Source organism: Methanomicrobia archaeon (assembly GCA_011049045.1).
Taxonomy (GTDB): Archaea; Halobacteriota; Syntropharchaeia; order Alkanophagales; family Methanospirareceae; genus JACGMN01.
The window spans coordinates 14071-33215 of the sequence record DSCO01000039.1; the positions used below are offsets into that span (position 1 = coordinate 14071).

Below are 19145 nucleotides of genomic sequence, written 5' to 3' on the forward strand. Positions count from 1 at the left end.
GAAGAAGGTTTAATCCAGAACGAAATTCTCTTTTGGCTGGGATAGATGATACGGGGTCGGGCGCTCATTTTTCTTTTGGTAAAGCTTTTCTTTAAAAGAAAAGGTTTTACATGAAATCACTCAGCGCTTTTTGCTGTTCCAGTGCAACGGGGAAGAGCGCCTGGATATCCTTATCGAGCAGCTCCAGCCGCTGCTTCGTGTAGCGCGAAACGTGATATTCCTCGGCGATCCGTAACGAAACCTCGAGATATTTCCGGACGCTCGCCGCGTGCACGGTGGGCACGATCTTACCGCCGCAGCGTTTGCAGATTCCGTTCAACGGTATCCGCCGGTATTTCGCGTTGCATTTGTTACAGCGCATCGTCTGCGAGCCGAACGCTCTGAGATTGCCCTTGATATCGCGCAGGAAATGGTTCGCGATGACCGTCTCCGCGACCTCCGTCTCGTTTACCGCACGGATCATCCGAGCCAGGCGCAGTTGCGCCTCCATCTTCTCGATCATGCTGTCGAGCTGTTTGTAGAGTGAATTTATCGGCCCTGCCGCGATATCGGTGGTACCATGCGTGTACCCGAACCCGTAGGTATCCCGCGGCTGCTCGATCTTGCTCGCGGCCGTTTCGATCTCGACCTCTTTGGGCATCTTGCCCGCACATGCCGCCTCGTAGAGCGCGAGCGGGTATTCGGACGCCGTGGAGACGTTATGCGCCTCCTTATCCACCTCTTTCGGGTTGAGGAACGGGATGAGCACGAGCGGCGCGTCCATCTTCCCACCGCGCTTCTCTGGCAGAAAGAAGAGCGAGAAATTGAGCAGCGCATCGAGCAGGAGCAGAACGGAGTCTTCATCGCCATCACAATTTGAGCTGAGCACAAAATTGTTGATTAAGAAATTGTGATGATCTGCAACTTCGAGATCGTATAAGAACTCGAATGCTGAAGGGATTGCTTTGAGCTCCTTTACCGCATCCAGGATACAATCGCCAAAAGACGTAACGCGGGGACTCTCCTCGCCTGTAAGGGCTGGCAGTAACAGCTTATCGTCTTCCGTGAGTTCCAGCAGCTTCTTAGCCTTTACTGTACCGTTCGACCATACCACCATTCGGTGCTCAGGGGAAGACACCCATGTCCTGCCCGTGTTCGTCCGTACTGCAAAGAGATACGCGGGTGCCGGTGTTTTGAGCACCGCTTTGATCTCCTTCAGCTCAAACTGACCCGTTTCTGGATTGAGTGCGTACGTCTTCATTCCAGCCACCGCCTTTCGTGTGGTGCCGAAATCATCAACGACTTCTTCGTTCGCATCAGCAGCACGATAGAGCAACTCTAATTCCGTGGTTCCCACTCCACGGGAATCCACCAGTATCGTTTCAGTCGTTGGTGCCAGACAATTTCTCCGTTTCGCCGCGTGGAAGAATGGATGCGCGTAACAGGCCGACGCGGATGTGAACCCGATTATCCGGCTCAAGATGCCGGCTGAGGTGTGGGGCGCCAGGCCAAGCACGAGGTGACCGATAAGATCCTCTTTGCGTGTGGCGTGGTAGAAGGGCGCCAGGCCGTAGAACTGCGTGAGCAGCGCATCCACGAATTGGGAGACACGTACTAAATATGATGCGGCATCGAGCGAGATAACGAGGTCCTGTTGCTTGAGCTCGAGCATTTGCAGCTCATTCGTGAGCTCGACACCCAGAATGTCACGGGTATAACCCAGCTCGCGCGCCGTCTCCACACTCAGCCTGATCTCTTTGGGATAGAAATGGGTGAGTGGCAGATTGGTGAAGTCGTAGCGGATCGTGCCATCCTTGAAGACCACCACATCATGCTTCGCCCGCAGTATCCCTTTGCCGAGGTGCTCAGCCACTTTGTGCTTTGTGATTAGCCCCCGCACGCATTTGACCTCCAGGTTGGTCGTGCTCATGGGCTCACCGAGCCCCTTCATGGTGTTCTCGTAATAGCTCTGCAGGTCGATGCTGCGCTTCTTCGGCTCCCAGCTCTTAGTCCTGGCTCGCGTGGTGAGCTGGTCAGCGCGGCCCAACGCTTGTATCTCCAGCTCGATCACCGGCCGCTCCGCGGTCACTCGTAAAGCTTCCTTCAATAATCTGCTCTTGCCGCCATATTCGCCCACCGGGAAGAGCGAGTGCGGCGCGGGCTTCATGCGCCGCTCCTTCGACTTCTCCGGCCTGCCCATCCGCATGCCGATCCGCGTTGGGCCCTTGCTCCTTACCGTTACGCGCACGGACTCGTCCGGCTGCAGCTTGTCATCCAGTCCAAGGCTGCGGAGCAACGCACGGGGCTCGGAGATCACCAGAGATCCCGGCTGCTCTGTCATTCGATGGGGCACGAGCAAGTCCTCGAGCATGCGCTTCGTTCTTCCGGTCTCGTCGTCACGCAGCAGCAGTGTGCTCGCGTCGAGCACCCCGTTAGCGGATATATAGGCCGCGAGCTCGGCCCTGTCTTCTCCGGTCAGATCTTCCCAGAGATAGGTATACGCCGGATGGAGTGGCACCTGATACGTGGCTGCGATCTCGAGCGCTTCTGATTGGCTCGGTGTCTTTGAGTGCCATTTCGCGGCCTCGATCTCCGATTTCGTTGCCAGCTCCTGCACCCACCATTCATGCGCATATGCAGCGGGCATAAGGCGGTGCCCAGTCTCCAGGAAATCGCCATAATCGATGAGGATCTCGCCAAGGTCAACGATCTCAGCAATGGTATCTTCCAGCGCAGCAAGAGTGTCCGCATCGTCTAATCGCACCAGTGAGCCGTCCTCCAATTTGACCGTGGGGCCTTCGATTGAGTCCACGGGTACAACGCAGCCCGCTTTACCCGGCAGTTCGGGTTTTATCTGCGTGCCCGCCGCAGTGAACTTCAGCAAGGACATGGTCACGGGGTTCAAGCCGACCGTTTCGAGTCCGGTATTGCGTGCACGCCCGTATCGCAGCCGAAATGCGCCCTTTGCGGCTGGACGCCCGAATACCGGTCGGCCCGCAATCAAATCTGCCAAAAAATCGCGCTGCGGTTTCTCGCCCTTCGCCTTGACCAGGCTGGTGACCCAGTCCCAGCCCGCGAGCCCCAGGCGATCCACGTGCCGTTTGATCTTCGGCGCCTTCATCGCGACTCCTTCAGTAAGCACGAGCACCATCCCGCCGCGCACGCGGTCGGTCGCCACTCGCTGGAGGCCCATATAGCCGCCTACTTCACGCTCTTCAGTCGGGTCTCCGTCGATACAGATCGGGCAGCTCTTCACGATCTCCCTGATCTCCTCATCGCTCGGCTTGTACTGCAGTCCCGCGATCCGCTCGTAGACGGAAACTTCCAGTACGTATCGCCCGATCTCATCGTCCCGTGGCTGATACGCGGCGAAGCCCATCTGCCGTCGAATGTAATCCGCAGCCAGAACAGAGAGCGCCTGAGCCGTTCCCCCGGCACTGCGTATCGGCCCCGAGTAGAAGACCTTGATATACTCCGTCCCGTTATCGTTTCGGTCTGATTCGACGCGTGCAATGCCTTCGATCGGCGCCGCCACCACACCCTCCGTAAGGATCGCGACCGCGGTACGCACCGCATGCTCGATGGTCGCAACACGGTCAAACTGACCGAATCTCCGCTCGACGAAGTCCTGACCTATACGTAACGCGATCTCCTCGCGACCGAGGCCGTCCTTCTCCAGCTCGTGTATCCGGGTGCTCAGCCCTTTGACGCCGATCAGCGCCTCCACGCGCTCCGCAAGGTCCTTCGTGATATGGATCTCAGGCTTCGCCGCGGGATCCAGCCCCAGCTTGCGCGCCGCTTTCGCGATCTTTAACGCTTCCTCGAGCCCTTCTTTTAACGTGCGCTGATACGCAGAAGTCGAAGCCATCGTCGTTTAGGTAAGTAAAGGTGAGCGGGGTTATAAGTCTTGCTCGCAACGACTTTTGAATCGTGAATAAGGCAAAAGAGCGTCTCTCTGCCGTTGGTTCGCGCTGATGCTCGCAGGCTTCAAACGGATAAGAGCTTCGCGTTGATGGGCACTATCTACAGCGGTCCAGCTCAGAGCGGCACTTCTCATACGTTCCGGCAGCTGCGTTTGCGTTCCTGGTAGGTCCCGGTAAGCATGGCCGGTAGCTCGCGACCCGAAGCGTGTCCCGAGTGGTTATCGTAGCAGGAGAGCTGCGCCGCTGGGTGATGAGGCGGCCGAAACCATTATTAGCACTGAAGCGAATGGTGCAGTGAGGGGACCGGGAATGGTTGAAATCACCGTGTATGGCGGAGCGGGTGAAATCGGTGGCAATAAGATCCTGGTGGAAGACCAGGGAACCCGCCTCATGCTGGACTTCGGAACCCGAATGGGTTTTGCCTCGGCCTTCTTTTCGGAGTTTCTCGGTGTTCGATCGAACACGGCATTGAAGGATAAACTCACCATAGGGGCCCTTCCGGTTATACCGGGTGTATACCGACGCGATTTGATCAGTCCAGAAGGCGTAGAGGAGCTGACAACCAACATATATAGCAGGATACTCTCACCGGATTCGGAGCTGTTCAGGGTGCCCGGACTCATTACCTACGAGGACTACTACAGAGAGCATGGACGGGGTTATATCGATGGGATATTACTTACCCACGCTCATATGGATCATACGGGTGATATCGGTTTTCTTCACCCTACCATTCCACTTTACTGCTCAAAGAATACCCAGACACTGGTCGATGCAATTGACGATGTGACGAATTTCACGTCAGAGGCAGTACGGTCGAAGAGATCCTGTGTTGCGTTCACGAAGCGAGGAGCCGTGCCGGAAAGCCCGAGAATAGATCATAAGGAAGAGCTGGTTCGCGATTGCAGGACCCTGGAGGACGGTGAAGTGCTGACCATAGGTTCCTTTCGTGTTGCTCTGATAGCGGTTGATCATTCCGTTCCCGGGGCTGCAAGCTACGTCCTGACGTGTGATGGTGCGGGTAAGCCATTGCGTATCCTTTACACCGGTGACATACGGTTTCACGGTACTAAAGGCACTACAATTGACGATTATGTCAGTGCGATAGGTAGCGGTGTAGACATTATGATCTGCGAGGGTACCCGGATAGATTCGGACTCTCAGCTTACCGAAGAGCGGGTCTGCTCTAAGATCACGGAAGAGATTGCCGGTACAGACGGCCTGGTGTTTGTTGAGTTCAGCTGGAAAGATACCACGCGCTATGAAACGATCAGTAAGGCGGCGGTGTCTTGCGGGCGGACATTCGTTATAAACGCTCGGCTTGCTTACGTCTTGAACAAACTTGAGCTAACACCATTGCCCGAACACGTGTCGGTATTTCTCAAACGCAAAGGGAGCTGTTTTTACTCGCCCAATGACTACTCGACCTATAAGCACGAATATGGTTATTCCGTTGATAAAGAAACGTGGACCGCGGATGCCAGTCATTACAACAACGGTTTGGTGGCTGAAGAGATCAAGTCCAACCCGCGCAAGTACGTCGTGATGCTCTCTTATTATGATTTAGGGCAGCTGTTTGACTTAGCCGATGCTGCGGGAAAAATACCGGGATCGCGCTACATACGAGCACAATGCGAGCCGTTCTCAGACGAGATGGAGCTGGACGAGGAACGATTGATCAATTGGTTAGATGCCTTTGGGATCGGGTATCGTTTGGGTGCGACGCCGCTCCCGGTGGGTTGTACTAATCCTAGCTGTTCCAAGCTGAGAAAACGGATAGAGCGGTCACATGTTTCCGGTCACGCATCACGACCAGAGCTGCAGGAACTCATCAGCAAGGTCAATCCGCGAATTGTGATTCCGGTTCATACTGAACGACCAGAAGCATTCAAAGACCTTGTTACTGCGCTGCGTAAAGAAATATGGGTGATCATTCCGGAATTGGGCGAGACGTACCGGTTCTAACTGCGGCTATACCGTGAACCATGGCATTTCCAAAGGTCATGGAAGATGGTTTCCGCCGAGCCCGTTCACCTGGTCAAAGAAGCTGAGAGCGGGGATCGCTCTTCTGCGCATTGCTAACAGCTAGCGAGCGAGCGAGCGGTAAAGAAGAACCGAAAAAATAAAGAAAAAGTGAGGTGAAAAAAGAAATCACCTCACGTACAGTGTGCCTTTTGCCTTCCGCTCACCCATGGCGAAATCGCCGAGATACTTCTTATACTCAGCGCCATCCACCGGGGTGGTCTCGAGGAACTTGAACGACGGCATCATCTCGGTCGCGCCCTTCACCAGGATCTCACCACCGGTCATGTCGGCGCCTGGCCACTTTGCATCGCCCTCAATGATGATCTTGCCGCCTTTCATGTTCAGGCCAGCGAGCATCTTCGCGTTACCCTTGATCAGGATCTCGCCACCGGCCATGTACTGGCCCGTGAGCTCTCCGACATTACCGAAGACCGTGACCTTGCCACCGGTCATGCCCGTCATCTCACCGCGGTACATCGCACAGAGGTTGTCCTCCGCGTCACCTTCGATGACCAGCTCGCCACCGCGCATCTCACGGCCGGCCCAGCAGTCTGCGCTGCCCTTAACCACGAGCTTGCCGCCTTCCATCATCGCACCGCAGTGCATATCGACGTCACCACGTGCCTCGATCTCGCCGGTTTTCATGCCCTCGCCGATGCGCTTCACACGCCTCAAATCACCTTCAAAGACGAGCTTCACGTCATCTGCGCTTGCCGCGTCGCCCGCGAGGCTCACCTCGAAGAGATCGCCGGTCTGCTCCTGGCGATTCCCCCACCAGACCTTTACCGCTTTGATCCCCGCTTCGTTCTTGCCGAAGAGCTGATCAGGCGTTAACGCGTCCACCTCAACGGGAACCTTTGCGACACCGCTCACGACCGCGTCCTTTAATTTTAAGGTTATCGTCTGCATTTTTCTTCCTCCTTTTCTCGCTCCGTTAGTTAGCTCCGCCATGGTGCCTTGATCTCGAATGGATGCGGCAGATAATGGCTCTGTACCGGGTAGTTGTTGAAGGTCACGGAGTAGTACTTATCGAACCGGTCCTTCAGGGTCACGAGCATCTCTTCGTTCAACTTCTCGTCGCATTCGGGCGTCACGTAGATAGTTCGCCCTTCTGGTGCCGCGACAACTTCGCCGTCTTTCACCACGATCTCGCCGGCCTTGATGGTGTACTTCGTGTTCAGGAACGCCTTCTGGATCTTGCCCGCGTCGCGCTCCTCCGGCGTCATATCGTAGATCGCAATGTCCGCGTCCGCGCCGACACCGAGGTGTCCTTTGCCGTGCTCGCTCAGTCCGAGCGTCCTTGCGGTCATGCCGCGAGTGATGATCGCGATCTCGTTCAGATCGTATTCGCGATCGATTGACGGCAACTCAGATCGGTCATAGATGGCCTTATGCACTTCCGCAGCCAGTTCATCCCGGCGTTTCTTGCTCATGAGCATCGAGATGATGATCGGATAGCCGATGAACGGACCGGCGTTCGGATGGTCGGTGGTCAAGGCAACCTTCCAGGGATCTTTGATCAGCAGCGCGAGCTCCTGCCCAATCGCCCACTGGATGGTGTTCACGGGTGATTTACCGGAATAGAGAAACGGCGTAATGCCCGAGCCCGTTTCGAGCTCCACATCGCAATTAGTCCATTTGCGGCCGGTGATTTGATATAAATCGTACTCCATCGGGCCGTCCGCGGTCATCGTGGTGGTGTCGCCCAATATAATCGAGCCGATATCAATACTCATATGCTTAGTGGCATTGACATACTCGGCAATCGCCTTCGCCTTCGACTCGAAATCGCCCCAGGTAGAGCCCCCATACGAGTGGAACTGCGTGTGCGTTGCGTGCATCGTCGGCCGGTCTCTATAGGGTCGTATGCCTTTTACCAGGTCATAGGTAGCCGTAGTAACTTCGAAGTTCCCGGGATGGCCAAGCATATTGGGGTGTACGTGAACGCTGTGTGGCATCTCGTACTTCTCCATTGCCTCTGCCAGCCCCTTCACAATCTCCGCGGGCGTAACGTCGAAGGTCGGTACCGGGTCATGGAGACTGCAGTTCTTTGCCCATGCCCATGCTTCGGTTCCTCCCGGGTTGACGACTTTGACGCCATAGCCCTTGGTCGCCTTGATCATCCAGGCGATATACGCAGCCAGGAGATCGATATCGCCGCTCTTGATGTATTCCAGGGTCATCCAGTTGTTGTCAATGAGTGGCATTGCCGCGTTGTCCAGGATCGGGATGTCGATCATCTCCTCATGCGTGTGCCGTGCTGCCAGCGGTGGCATTGCGGCTTCCATCACAAAGGTGTACCCCATCATGGCATACCGGTAGCCGGTCGCAAAGGTGTTGGGCACTGAATAGCCCGATTGCGCCCTGCAGACCTTTGTCTTTGGCACCAGCCCCTTCCGGCCGTCTTCTGGTCGCATCAGCCGGCCTGAGTTGACCTTCCCGCCAGCAATGTGCGCATGGATATCCACACCGCCCGGCATGACCACGCGCCCTTCTGCATCGATCACTTTCGGGTTCGATACCGAGTCCACGATCTTCCCGCCACGGATGCAAATATCTTTCTGCTCGCCCTTCACGCCGTTGATGGGATCGAAAACCACGCCGTTCTTGATGATCAGCTCACTTTCTGCCGCCATCTTACTGCACCTCCTTTGCTCGTAACGCTCTGATCTCTGTCAGCATCCGCTCAAGGATCTCCTCATCGGTTGGGACGTCCGAATCGATGATCTTGCGCAGTCGAATGGGTATATTGTCCATACGATAGACGCTGCCCTCTGCATCGATCCCGCTCACTGCCGTTGGGATGATGATGTCCGCGAATTCCGTTGTCGGGTTCGCGAACGGATCTATCTGAATAACCGGTATTTTTGCCATATGTCTCAGTGACGGTCCCGGGAAGTGCGCACCGGGATCAGAAGCGATGATCAGTGCGGAATCGCAGTCCCCTCGCCAGAGACAATCGGTCGCCGAATCCTCGCCGGGGTTATACCACGGATACCCCCGGGCCATATCAATCGCGAACGGGAAGCCGGTCTCCCAGGTAAGTACCTGGTTGATGCCCGCCACGTTGTAATGGCCGCGGAGCGGCATGATGCTCGCTTTGGTATGTGTGTGCGCCGCGCGCGTGAATTGGATCGCGTTCACAATATTGTTGTGCCGCGCGCCCGTGTGTGTCACGCCCATACCGAAGAAGGTCATCACGAATTTTGCACCCTTAACCATCTCAGCGATTTCCATCAGCTGCGCCTTCGAGACACCGCCGACCTCATCGGGCACGATGTCCGCATGGCCTCGCAGGATCGCACGGAGCGCAGAGAAGACCGGATAATCGTAGCCCTGTTTGATCTGGACGAAGACATCCGCCATCTTCGTGGTCATCGTCTTCCGCGGATCAACGATTACCAGTTTCTTGTCCTTCTTGCCCTCCTGAGTCCAGAAGCCCTTTGAGACGTACGAGTAACGCTTCATGTGGTTTGCATGCGCATAGGCCGGATTCGCCCCCCAGTAGATGATGAGATCCGCCCGGTTCTTCACCTCGCCGAGCGTGCACGAGGGCAGCCCCACATCCTGGATCGCCAGTACGGAAGGCCCGTGACAGACCGAGGCTGTGTTATCGATCACCGCACCGAGTTCCTCGGCTAGCAGCACACCCACCTTATCCGCTTCGCAGACCGTAGAACTCCAGCCGTACATAAGCGGACGACGCGAGTTGTACAGTATCTCCGCCGATTTCTTGATCGCTTCATCGTACGAGACCTCTTTCAGCTGACCGTTCTCCCTGATCATCGGATGAGGGATCCGGTGATGCCCGAGCAACTTGGCCTTGCCCACCGAGCACGCGCCACGCTTCACCTTAACGACTTCGTTATTCTCCACATCCAGCACTATATCATCGCATACGCACCCACAGAGTGAGCATACTACATCAGTTATTTCCGCCATTTTTTTACGTCCTCCTTTAGGCCATATACGTCCGCATCAGCTCAGCTATCGACAATATCGGTTCTGTTGTCTTCTCCACCGTTGCGTCGATCCCCTTGAACGAGGGCATGCCGTTTCCGTTCGTGTCACCATCAACCACCGCGTTACACCAGGGTCCCATGGGAATGAAGGCCATACCCGCGAGAACCCCGTCGTCCTGATCCACTCGGACGACCACCTGCCCGTAGGCAGTGGTGACTTTCACGTGGTCATCTTTGGCAACCCCGAGTTGCTCCATGTCCGCACCGTTCAGATCGCAGCGAGCCACTTCTGCAAAGTATTCGTCCGTAAGTTTGCTGTCCAGGTTCTGGCCCTGCACGGCCGTTCTCCCACTTATCAGGTTAACACTAATTCCCTCCATTTTTCCTCCTGCTTTGTACTTTGACCACAACTACTTAAATTTTTTGCTTTTTACGCGTACCGTGCTATGCTCTATATGGTAAGATGGTGAAACAGGTCTACGGCATCCTGGGCGACCCCGTCGCGCACAGTCTCTCTCCCGTGATGCAGAACGCGGCCTTTAAGCAGCTCGGCATGGACGCGGTTTATCTTGCGTTCCGCGTCCCCCGCGAGGAGCTCGAGGGTGCGATACGGGGCGCGAAGAGTCTCGGTATCGCGGGGCTCAACGTAACGATACCGTTGAAGGAAGATGCGCTTCTGTTCGTAGAACCTGACGAGTTCGCACGCCAAATCGGCGCGATCAACACTATTGATTTCAGCACCGGAACGCCGATGGGCTACAACACCGATGGGCCTGGCGTGATACGTGCCTTACAAGAGCGGGTGGGTGATTTAGCGGGTAAAAGAGTGCTCATTATCGGTGCAGGCGGCGCAGCAAGGGCGATTGCATTTGCTCTTGACCGTGAAGGCGCGTTCGTAACACTTGCAAATCGCACGGTGGCGCGCGCTGCTCAGTTAGCGGCCCGGCTCACGAACGCGCACGCCATTGGCCTGGGCGCTGAGCTCAAGGCGCAGCTCAAGGCTACCGATATCATGATCAATGCCACATCGATCGGCATGCATCCGCGTGTGGAGGAAACTCCCGTAACGGCGGACATGCTCACGCCCGAGCTCGTGGTCTTCGATATCGTTTACAATCCGATCGAGACGAAACTGCTCGCGGATGCGCGCCGCGCGGGTGTTCATACGCTTATCACTGGTGTGAAGATGCTGGTCTATCAGGGTGCGGCGGCCTTCCGGATATGGACAAAACGCGAGCCCCCACTCGACGTGATGGAGCAGGCGGTGCTCGACGCGCTCCAGCATGGTCTCTGGACGTCGCGCGAGGGCGCCAGCGATCCGTGAATTGGCGGGTGGTCATCAGCCTCTTTTTCTGGCACGTCTGCGTGAAAGCGCCAGGAATAGCGCGATAGCTGCGATCCACGGGCCTTCGGACACGCACAGCGCTTGCTCTTCTGCTGCGCGCTCTTCCGTGATACGTGCATCTTCAGCTACGGTCTCCGCTGCTTCCGGTACGGGTTGCAGTTCCTGTGCCGGTGGTGGCAGCGCCTCAACGCTGCTCACGTTCTCACGACGCTCCTCGAGCTGAATTTCGATCTCGTCAGATACCCTCCCGCCGATGTCGACGCGCACAATATAGGTGGCCGGCGGGAGCTCGGTACAGTTAATACACGCCTGCACGGTGCCGTTTGTTACTCGCGTTGCGCTCTCGATGATGATATCGGAGCCTGAGGAGAGCGAGATGAACGCTCGTTCACCGTCTCTGACGTTCGTCTCCGCCGTTACCGTGAGCGCTTCTTCGCGTGCTATCACTGCGGGCATGGTCAACGAGACCTGCGGATTGGAGACCGTGAGGGCGGCAACGGCGAAAATGTCGTCACTGCCTGCTGCGGTTAGTTCATGCTCGAGTATGGCGAGCCGTTGCGGCGCGGTCTTACTGGGCCCGCCTGCGAGCCACACGCCATCCTCAATCGCTTCTGTGATCCCGTCTTTGCCCCGGTGCAGTCCGAGCAGATAATAGCGCCCGCTCCTGAGATCGTGAATTGGTTGCTCCCAGGTTCCTCCGATTACCGGGGTTGCTTGTGCGCGGCCACCCGGCGGGAACACGACCTCGCCCTCGGCAGTGATCACCATGAGGTATACGTGGTCAGTGCCGGTCGCAGAACCGTAAACGACCAGGTCGTCACCTTCCGCAAGGGATTCCGGTACGTGCATACTGAATGCAGGGTTGTGGAGGAATATGCTCACCGTGGCATCCACGCCGCTCTTTTCTCGCCACGTCGCTGGCACGTCATCACCGATCTCGAACGCCGCTCTCTCATCGAGAATGAACACCTCGATCTCCAGACAGCCGATGGGCGCTCCATGGGTGTCCCATTCCCATTCGAATAGCTCATCGCGGATACGTGCTTCGCCCGCATAGCGCCCATCGATCACGAAGACAGCATTGCCGCCAGAGGTCGCATCGCCCACAACCGGAACGAGATCGCCGACCATAGCATGCTCGGGCACGTGCACACCCACCGCCGCGCGCGTTATCGTTACGTATGTCGTGGCTTGCAGTTCCTCAACCTCAGCCGTGATGCGATGTGTCCCGTAGTCCAATTCAGAGGTCAGGATCTTCAGCTTCTTCTTGCCCTCGTTGTCCAGCGTCACGGTGAATACCGCACTCACGTCGTGTGCGCCGCCGAGGGTCACTGTTGCCACGTCACGATAGAACGAACTTGTCAGTATCACGACGATCTCGCGACCCATTACCACTTCGTCGGCGCATGCCACCGTCAGATACCGCTCCTCCACCGCTATCCTTTCTGTGCTCGCCGCTTCCGTGGCGTAGTCTTCTAAAGCGATAAGATACATTCCCGCATCCATCGTCAGAGTCGTGGTGTCGAACTCGAGCTCCTGCTGCTCAGTCACACGGATGCCCTCGACCGGGACGTTGCGGAACCCGACAAAGCCCGTTGTATCATACGTGACGAGAATTTCGTAGATGTCCGTTCCGTGAGCATTTGTTAGTGAATAACCATCATCATCCCTTATCGTGAGCTTCAGCACGCCCGCCTCCTTCTCATTTCCCTGGAGGCAGAGCCGAAAACTCGTGCCCTCTCGTACCCGCTCCCGGTTCTCTGCCAGCTCCACGGTGAACGAGTGCTTGATCATTTCAAACCAGCCACCTTCGCCATTCGCGTCCTCGACGTTAAAATAACCTTCTCGCGACTTTCCCGCCGAGTCCCACACCGCACCGGAACCGAGCGTCTCCTTCTTGAAGGGCATTCCCGAATATTTCTCGCCCGCCTTGGTGTACGGCCCGGTAACGACCACGGGGAGGGAACCGTTCGTATACTGCTGGAACGCGACCTTTTCACCGCTATAGACCGTTAGGATATCCGTAGCAGATTCCTTCTTCGGCTCGTCGCCAAACAGGCCCGCGTAGGTAATGAGGCCACCGGTAGCCGTAAAGGTTCGATCGACGAGCGATCCCGTCACTAGGGAGGCGCCGGCGATGAGCATGACTGCGATAAGTAGGGCGAAGCAGATGGTTATCGAGCTGTTTCTCCTTCGTTCCATTCGCTTCTCACTAGAGCATATATACTGCGTTCAGGTATATATTATGCTTACTATTATGACCATTTCCATACTGTGGTGCCCTTGGTCTGATGAGCGGCCATAAAGAACAGTATAAACCAACAGCCCTGTACCGTTGAAGCAAGCCCAGCAGCTGCGTATTCGGACCACCGGCGAGACGACCGGTTGTGTTTTCGGTATTCGTCGTTAGCTAGCTAAACGCTCTCCGCAGCGAGGCAGATAGAAGCGAGTAACGCATCCAGTTGAATCCGCTCGTTTGCGCCCTCGGTGATCCGGAAGTCCGCTTCGCCGATGCGATCCATCAATTCCACCTTCTTCCGCGCGGGGATCTCCATGGCGATCACGAGCCGGTGCATCTGCGCCAGGATCTCGTCACCGGAAATCCCTTTGCCCATAAGAGAATCCAGCGCCTCGAGCGCCTCAAAGAATTGCCCGGCAAGTGCCTGCATAATCAACGCCCGTATCTGCTCGGGCCGCGCCATCGCGGTGATCTCGTAAATCATTTCCGGCCTGAGCTCGTCACCGAGCACGGCCGCGCTTTGCACGGCGTTCACCGCGCGGCGCATATCACCCATTGCGACGTAATTAATCGCGCGAATAACCTCTTCAGATATGGTCAGGCCTTCCTGGTCCGCGATATACCGTATGCGTGCAGCGATGGCGTCGTATGCAAGCGGTTTGAACCGGTAGACCGAGCATCGGGATTGTATAGGCTCGATGATCTTCGAGGAGTAGTTACAACTGAGGATGAACCGGCATGTGCCGGAATAGCGCTCCATCGTGCGCCGTAATGCGGACTGCGCGGCGTCTGTGAGCGCGTCCGCCTCGTCGAGGAAGATGATCTTGAAGGCCGCGTTACCGATGGGCATGGTTCGTGCGAAGTTCTTGATGTTGTTCCTGACGACCTCGATCCCGCGCTCGTCGCTCGCATTGAGTTCGGTGAAGTTCTCAGACCAGGTCTCGCCGAAGAGTTCGCGGGCGAGCGCAACAGCTGCGGCCGTCTTCCCGACACCTGCGGGTCCGGAGAAGATGAGATGTGGTAAGTTCCTGGCCTTCACGTATGAGCTGAGGTTCCTGATGATCGCGTCTTGCCCGGCCACCTCGCTCAATCTTTTCGGGCGATATTTCTCAGTCCAGATCTCGTCTCGCTGCATCGGCGCTCGCTCACATACTTTTTTACGCCCTTATCGATCATAAAGATAGTATGGCCTTGAGTCTGGAGCTGGGGCTGCTATTGGTGAACTCGTTTATTATCCTCGTTGTGGTCATGGATCCGCCGGGCAGTATCCCGATCTTCATCGCGGTAACGAGGCGGATGAGCACGGACGAACGGCGCCGGGAACTCAATCACGCGGTCATTGTGGCGACCATTCTTTTGCTGCTCTTCGCGTTCCTCGGGAAGCTTATCCTGGACCTTCTGGGCATCAGTCTGAACAGCTTCATGATCGCGGGCGGTATTCTCCTGCTGCTGGTCTCCTTTGATCTGTTGAAGGGCGAGCGCAAATGTGGTGTCGTGAGCGAAGCGGGCACGGGATTAGGTGTTGGCGCCGTGCCAATCGGAACGCCGATGCTCGCGGGACCCGGTGCTATTACCGCGGTGATGGTGATCATCCAGTCGTCCGGCGTTGTTGTCGTGCTGTTCGCGATCATCGCCGCGATCATTGCCACACGATTACTCTTGGGGCAGTCGTATCGGCTCTACGAGTTCATGGGTGAGGTCGGCACCGAGGTGTTAAGCAGGGTGATCGGCATCATCGTCGCGGCGATCGCGATCGAGTTCATCGGCACCGGGATCCTGGGCATGTACCGGCTCAGCATGCTCTGAGTGAGTTCGTGAAACTAGCGCTGCGTGCGTGGGAAAGGATTTATTTACGGAGCGCAGAAAGTAAAATCAGTAGCAGGAAAGAAAGGAAGCCTCGGTAGCTTAGCCCGGTTGAGCGATTGACTTGTAATCAATAGGTCGAGGGTTCAAATCCCTCCCGGGGCTTACTGCAAACTGTTTAAAGCTTCCCCCGGCACAGACGAAGTGGCTGCGTGCGCTAGTTGGCATACAATCGAAGCTCTCCATGCTCAGCATAAACCGTAACTAGCATCAATTCTCTTATGAAGAACGAACTACTGGTTAGGTATGGCTGAGGTTTATCGGCTCGCGGCACTGCACACCCCCGCCAGCGTGCGTAAGTTGCTCCAGTCCGTCGCGGACATAGAGCGTGATGCCCTGGTCGCGGTGAAGCTCCATATGGGCGAACTGATCAATTACCGCTTCATCCGCCCGCCATTCGTGCGCGAACTCGTCATGGCGGTCAAAGAAGCAGGCGGCAAACCGTTCCTCACCGATACCACTACCCTGATTCACCGTGCGCGGCACAATGCGGTCGAGTATTTGGAAACCGCGCGACGAAACGGGTTCAATTTCGCCACAGTTGGCGCGCCTGTGCTTATCGCTGATGGCTTGAAGGGCGAGAGTGGTGTGATGGTCGAGACCGGCGGCACGCTCGTCACCGAGGTCGAGCTGGGCCAGGCGATCTACGAAGCCGACTACCTGATCGTGGTATCCCACTGCACCGGGCATATCAGCGTTGGTTACGCCGGCGCACTGAAGGATCTCGGCATGGGCTGCTGCTCGACGAATGGCAAACGGGCGGTTTACCGCTTCGCGATTCCTCATATTGACGGCGATACGTGCGAGCGCTGCGAGAGCTGCGTAGCTGCCTGTCCGTACGCGGCCATCCAGCTGAACGGCGTTCCGGTCATTGACACTCAAAAGTGCATCGGCTGCGCGCGCTGTGTCTCTGCCTGCCCGACCGGGGCGCTACACTACCCCGAGGGGTGGGATGAGCAGTACTTTACTGCTCTGGTCGAAGTTGCAAACGCGGTGCTCAGGAAGTTCGGCACTCAGCGCTGCTTCATCAATTTCCTCACGGACGTTACCGCGATGTGTGACTGCACCTTCCAGGAAGAGCCCCTGCTGCCGGATCTTGGCGCACTTGCCTCACGTGATCTCCTGAGTATCGAGCAGGCCTCCTATGATCTCATACGGGCGGTCGCAGGCCGGGATCTCTTCCATGAGCTCTTCGGCATTGCGGTCGAGCGTCAGTTCAGCCGCGCCGAATTGCTCGGCATGGGTGAACGGACCTATAAGGTGACTGCGGTGTGCTGACCCTGCCAACCATTTTGGCGTGCCCCGGGGCGGGTTTGAGTGAAGTTGCGGTTTGCGGTCATCCCCTCTATCTCCACCGGTAAGAGTTCGCACAGTGGCCGTGAGAGCATAGCTCACGCAGTGCTTGTGAACCCGTAAATAAACATAACCTTCTTGTGTACTGTCAGCCCGGGGAGTGCCTTGTTTGCAGTAGGGCCGGCCGTACCAATGGGCTTCTGCTAATACTGTGCTGTTCTTCTACGTGAAGAAGCACAGATGAGCTTCCGGAGTAGATGGAACGCGATTCAGGCAGGATCAGCGCGCAAGTTATATAATGAGCTCCGCCGGATACGTGAGGGTCCAGGTGCCGCGGGTAAGAAAGCAGCGGCACTTTCTTCATCCTCGTCCAACTCGGTCTGGTTCGACGAGTTCAGTGCTTTACAAACTCACGGAGCACCACGGTGGCGTAGGATCCTCGCGGCAGGAAGAATTCCAATCGCACCTGCCACCGATCGGGATTGAGCTCGTCCACGCTTACCTCAGGTACGCTCAGTGCCACGGGTACCAGCAGCGGTCGTCTCGACCCTTTCGAGCTCAGTTCAGGAAGTGCTTCGAGCTCGAACTGCTCGGGTGCAACCTGCTCGTTGCTGAGCACCGCGCGCTCAAGCTCGCCCACCGCACCCGCATCGAACTCCGTTGCGGAACCCACGAGCGGCGCGGTAACGAACGCCCTGCCGTGTCTGATCAACCGGTTGATCCCGTCTAATTTCTCCACAGTGACTTTTTCTACGCGCTCGGGATCCGGTATGCCACGCTCGTCATGATAGCAGACAACGTCGCCGAGCACCGCCTCGTTGAACGGCAGGCCACGCTCCAGACGCAGGCTGACCATGAGATTGAAGAGGTATGCCTGGTAAGCGTGCACGAACAGTTTCTGTAAGTTTTTGGGGAGTACGGAAAATGCCGTACGGAACTGCGCTTCTCCGCGCGCTCCTGCTGTGCTCTTGACCAGCTCGTTCAGCATCGCGCGCTCGTAGCTCAGGGAGACCGGCATCTGCTTCAAGCAGGCTTTGAGCTCGCCCTGGTTGCATAGTGCGCGCGCAGTTTTTGCCTCCGCGCCCTCCTCGGGGAAGATCTCGCCGATATAGGACATGACCGCCCCTTTTAGATCGTTGGAGATGAGCTGCTTGCCCACGCGGTGCGTGATCGGGCGGGTGGTGCCGAACCGCTGGACACCAAAGTAGTTCGGGACGCCCCCCCCGACTTTGAGCTCTGTGGTTATCGCATCGATCTTCGCCTGAATCGCTGCTGGGTCGCCTTGAACATTCCGGATAACGATGATGAACTCGTTTCCGTACAGGTCGCCTAACGAGATCGGCCTGTTTGAGCGCCCGATCGGGCGCAGCGAGACGTCCGTGATCCGCACACGCTCCAGCTCGGGTTCGGCGGTATCCCAGAGGCTGATCTTCTGCGTGGTGACCGCGAACTTATCCTTCGTGCCCGCGAACCCGATCCGGTTCCGGCTGACGCGCAATCGGCGCGCGATCTCCCGCGCGATGGTGTGGGTGTCCCAGTTGGTCTTGGTCAGCTCGGCGATCAGATACTTTCCCTCAGTCCCTTCAGTCCGGTTCGTCACTTCACGCACGACGAAGTCCGCGGGTTGCGCTTTAATCGTGCCGCCGATCCCCGCAGTCGTTGTCGCGTAATACCTGATCCCGATACGTCGCTCGGCTTCCGGGCTCGCCTCTAAAACCATGCTCATGAACCTGCGCACTAAACCAGCTCGATGATCTCGTCCCTCACGTACTGGATGAACTCGTCCTTCGTGGCCTTGCTGAAGATCGTGACGACGCCGTTTCGCGTGACGCCGACGACGAGTCCATGCCGTTTCGACTTCAGGACGATGTACCAGATCTTCCCGTGCTTCAGGTTATCGAGGTACGCCGTGGTCGTGCCGAGCGTGGATCCGTAGAGCGAGAGCTTCTTGATGTTGGGGAAGTCGACATCGTCGAAGAAGATCACCTTGGTGTCCTCGAAGTTCTGCTCGTGGAATTGCTGGAATCGTGAGTGCTCGATCCGCGCCTCGACGATCTTGCCCGTGACGATGAACAGGATCTTACTCAGCTGGTTCGCGATATTATTCGCCCGCGCCTTCTTCTCCATCACGGTCAGCACCGTGCCGTGTGCACCGGTCACGTCTTTCTGCTGCGCGCGATCGACGAAGAAGAAGGGCGCTTCGGAGGTGGTCGGCACACGCACGCGCTCGCCACGGTGATAGACGTCCAGTAACTGATCCTGAATGAAGGTGCCGTAGAGCGAGTCACCAAGGAGGCGCAGGTCGGTAATCTCAGTGACCAGGCTGATATCCTCGTCTGGCACGCGTTCTTCAGCTTTGTAGCCTTTCAGCTTGGCTGCGATCCCCTGCAAATCGATCGCCGCATCAACCAGAAACACTTTCCCCGCAAGGGCCATGCTCTATACTGGTGCGCACAGGTACTAATAACCTGCGGCAAAAGCGAGAGTTATTATTATCGTGGCCGAAATTCGAGGAA

The 19145-nt window shown here is 56.9% G+C and carries 13 protein-coding genes and 1 tRNA gene; 5 read left to right on the forward strand and 9 right to left on the reverse strand.

Features of this window, described 5'->3' with window-relative positions:
- Window positions 1-106: 106 nt before the first annotated feature.
- Window positions 107-3847 (reverse strand): DNA polymerase II large subunit, encoded by a 3741-nt coding sequence (gene polC / locus ENN68_04735; GenBank protein ID HDS45387.1) that lies wholly within the window; start codon window positions 3845-3847, stop codon window positions 107-109.
- Between the two features lie 364 nt (window positions 3848-4211).
- Here polC and ENN68_04740 point away from each other — a divergent pair, with 364 nt between their 5' ends.
- On the forward strand, window positions 4212-5867 hold the full coding sequence (locus ENN68_04740) for an MBL fold metallo-hydrolase (protein ID HDS45388.1): 1656 nt from the start codon (window positions 4212-4214) through the stop codon (window positions 5865-5867).
- Window positions 5868-6053: 186 nt separating this feature from the next.
- Here the strand turns inward: ENN68_04740 and ENN68_04745 are convergent, their stop codons facing one another.
- From ENN68_04745 to ENN68_04760, 4 genes are read right to left on the reverse strand one after another with little or no spacing between them, the layout of a single operon-like run.
- The gene (locus ENN68_04745) at window positions 6054-6878 is read right to left on the reverse strand and encodes a formylmethanofuran dehydrogenase subunit C (protein ID HDS45389.1); all 825 of its coding nucleotides are present in this window, start codon (window positions 6876-6878) and stop codon (window positions 6054-6056) included.
- Window positions 6866-8563 carry a formylmethanofuran dehydrogenase subunit A gene (locus ENN68_04750; GenBank protein HDS45390.1) on the reverse strand — a complete coding sequence of 566 codons (1698 nt, stop codon included), beginning with the start codon at window positions 8561-8563 and terminating at the stop codon, window positions 6866-6868. The genes ENN68_04745 and ENN68_04750 overlap by 13 nt, the downstream gene beginning before the upstream one ends.
- A 1-nt stretch (window position 8564) precedes the next feature.
- Window positions 8565-9869 (reverse strand): formylmethanofuran dehydrogenase subunit B, encoded by a 1305-nt coding sequence (locus ENN68_04755; GenBank protein ID HDS45391.1) that lies wholly within the window; start codon window positions 9867-9869, stop codon window positions 8565-8567.
- Between the two features lie 16 nt (window positions 9870-9885).
- A complete protein-coding gene (locus ENN68_04760) occupies window positions 9886-10269 on the reverse strand; it encodes a tRNA CCA-pyrophosphorylase (GenBank protein ID HDS45392.1) in 384 nt (127 codons plus the stop codon).
- 86 nt (window positions 10270-10355) lie between these two features.
- On the opposite strand from ENN68_04760, the gene aroE reads away from it, so the two are divergent.
- Entirely contained in the window at window positions 10356-11213 is an 858-nt protein-coding gene (gene aroE, locus ENN68_04765) for a shikimate dehydrogenase (protein ID HDS45393.1), read from the forward strand.
- Between the two features lie 15 nt (window positions 11214-11228).
- Here aroE and ENN68_04770 read toward each other — a convergent pair whose 3' ends face one another.
- Together ENN68_04770 and ENN68_04775 are read right to left on the reverse strand one after the other, a co-directional pair.
- The gene (locus tag ENN68_04770; protein HDS45394.1) at window positions 11229-13436 is read right to left on the reverse strand and encodes a hypothetical protein; all 2208 of its coding nucleotides are present in this window, start codon (window positions 13434-13436) and stop codon (window positions 11229-11231) included.
- A gap of 212 nt (window positions 13437-13648) precedes the next feature.
- Window positions 13649-14608 (reverse strand): replication factor C small subunit, encoded by a 960-nt coding sequence (locus ENN68_04775; protein ID HDS45395.1) that lies wholly within the window; start codon window positions 14606-14608, stop codon window positions 13649-13651.
- 50 nt (window positions 14609-14658) lie between these two features.
- On the opposite strand from ENN68_04775, the gene ENN68_04780 reads away from it, so the two are divergent.
- The 3 genes from ENN68_04780 (at window position 14659) to ENN68_04790 (ending at window position 16614) form a co-directional block, all read left to right on the forward strand.
- Window positions 14659-15279: an NAAT family transporter gene (locus ENN68_04780; protein ID HDS45396.1), complete on the forward strand. Its 621-nt coding sequence runs from the start codon at window positions 14659-14661 to the stop codon at window positions 15277-15279.
- An 88-nt stretch (window positions 15280-15367) separates the two neighbouring features.
- Window positions 15368-15441, forward strand: a tRNA-Thr gene (locus ENN68_04785).
- A gap of 141 nt (window positions 15442-15582) precedes the next feature.
- Window positions 15583-16614 (forward strand): DUF362 domain-containing protein, encoded by a 1032-nt coding sequence (locus tag ENN68_04790; protein HDS45397.1) that lies wholly within the window; start codon window positions 15583-15585, stop codon window positions 16612-16614.
- Between the two features lie 409 nt (window positions 16615-17023).
- Here the strand turns inward: ENN68_04790 and truD are convergent, their stop codons facing one another.
- Window positions 17024-18355 (reverse strand): tRNA pseudouridine(13) synthase TruD, encoded by a 1332-nt coding sequence (gene truD, locus ENN68_04795; protein HDS45398.1) that lies wholly within the window; start codon window positions 18353-18355, stop codon window positions 17024-17026.
- Between the two features lie 11 nt (window positions 18356-18366).
- Window positions 18367-19065: a hypothetical protein gene (locus tag ENN68_04800; GenBank protein HDS45399.1), complete on the reverse strand. Its 699-nt coding sequence runs from the start codon at window positions 19063-19065 to the stop codon at window positions 18367-18369.
- Window positions 19066-19145 lie beyond the last annotated feature (80 nt).